This is a genomic window from Bacillus thermotolerans (assembly GCF_000812025.2).
In the GTDB taxonomy this organism is placed as follows: Bacteria; Bacillota; Bacilli; order Bacillales; family Domibacillaceae; genus Quasibacillus; species Quasibacillus thermotolerans.
Genome location: NZ_JWJE02000111.1, coordinates 1 through 1,446 on the forward strand (window position 1 = coordinate 1; position 1,446 = coordinate 1,446).

The following is a 1,446-nucleotide window of genomic DNA, read 5'->3' on the forward strand; positions in this document are numbered from 1 at the left end:
TGAGGTGCACCCCAAATGTTAGACACGGTCTAATATTTGGAGGTGCTTTTCTTTTGGTCAAATTTACAGCCCAGGAAAAAATGAATACAGTGAAACGTTATTTAGAGGGGGTAGAAGGTTACACAGCCCTTGCCAAAGAGCTTGGCATGAATCGAAGCCGTCTTCAGTTTTGGGTGAGAAAATATCAATATCATGGGGAAAAAGCTTTTTCAGCGTCCTATACAAATTATTCCGTACATTATAAACTAGATGTACTCAACTATATGAACGAAAATGGGACGTCTATCTTTGAAACAGCTGCGATCTTTAACTTGCCTTCTGATTCCACCCTGTGGACATGGCAACACTTGTATGAAACACAAGGATTGGCTGCCCTGAAAACCAAGAAAAAGGGGCGACCACCCATGAAAAATGACAAGAAGCAAAAAGAGAAGAAACACCCAACGGGAAATTCCATGGAGGAGATGCAGGCCGAATTAGAACGTTTGCGCATGGAGAATGCCTATTTAAAAAAGTTGAATGCCTTAGTTCAGAACAAAGAAAAATCACCAAACAAGACAAAGCACAAGTAATCTATGAATTAAGGCATAAATTTCCGATAAAAGCGCTCCTCCGGATCGCTGGCATTCCCCGCAGCACCTACTATTACTGGGTGAAAACCTTCGGCCGTCCCGATTCAGATACAGAGCTAAAAGACCTCATCCAAATAATTTATGACGAACATGAAGGCCGGTATGGCTATCGCCGTATTCGAGACGAACTAGCGAATCGCGGCCACAGGGTGAACCACAAGAAAGTGCAGCGTATCATGAAAGAACTTGACTTAAAATGCCTTGTGCGTATAAAAAAGTATAAATCATATAAAGGGACTATCGGGAAGACAGCCTCTAACATTCTAGGCCGCCAGTTTCAGGCTGAAAAACCAAATGAGAAATGGGTCACTGATATTACAGAATTTAAACTGTTCGGTGAAAAGCAATATTTGTCACCCGTATTAGACTTATACAATGGAGAGATTATTACCTACACTATTGGCCCAAGGCCCACCTACTCACTGGTTTCCACTATGCTGGACCAAGCTTTTAAACGCTTGACACCCGGGGATGTCCTTCTTATGCATTCAGATCAAGGCTGGCACTATCAGATGAGAAAATACCGCCAGGCCCTAAACGAACGAGGCATTACACAAAGCATGTCCCGCAAGGGGAACTGTCTCGACAACGCGGTGATGGAAAATTTCTTCGGTATTATGAAATCGGAGTTTCTTTATTTGAAGGAGTTTGAGAGCATGGAGCACTTTAAGAAAGAACTAGCCAAGTACATTGATTACTATAACCACAGACGAATTAAGGCAAAATTAAAAGGTATGAGCCCGGTGCAATACCGGACTCATGCCCAACAAATTGCCTAATGAAATAACCTGTCTAACTTATGGGGGTCACTTCA

The 1,446-nt window shown here is 42.5% G+C and carries 1 protein-coding gene; it reads left to right on the forward strand.

What is annotated here, in order from left to right; translation table 11 throughout:
- The first annotated feature begins 53 nt into the window (after positions 1–53).
- Positions 54–1,411, forward strand: a protein-coding gene (locus tag QY97_RS20200) for an IS3 family transposase (protein ID WP_099098600.1) whose coding sequence is annotated in 2 segments (ribosomal slippage) — positions 54–507 and positions 507–1,411 — 1,359 coding nt in all. Because the reading frame shifts where the segments join, the coding sequence is not laid out codon by codon here.
- Positions 1,412–1,446: the final 35 nt, after the last annotated feature.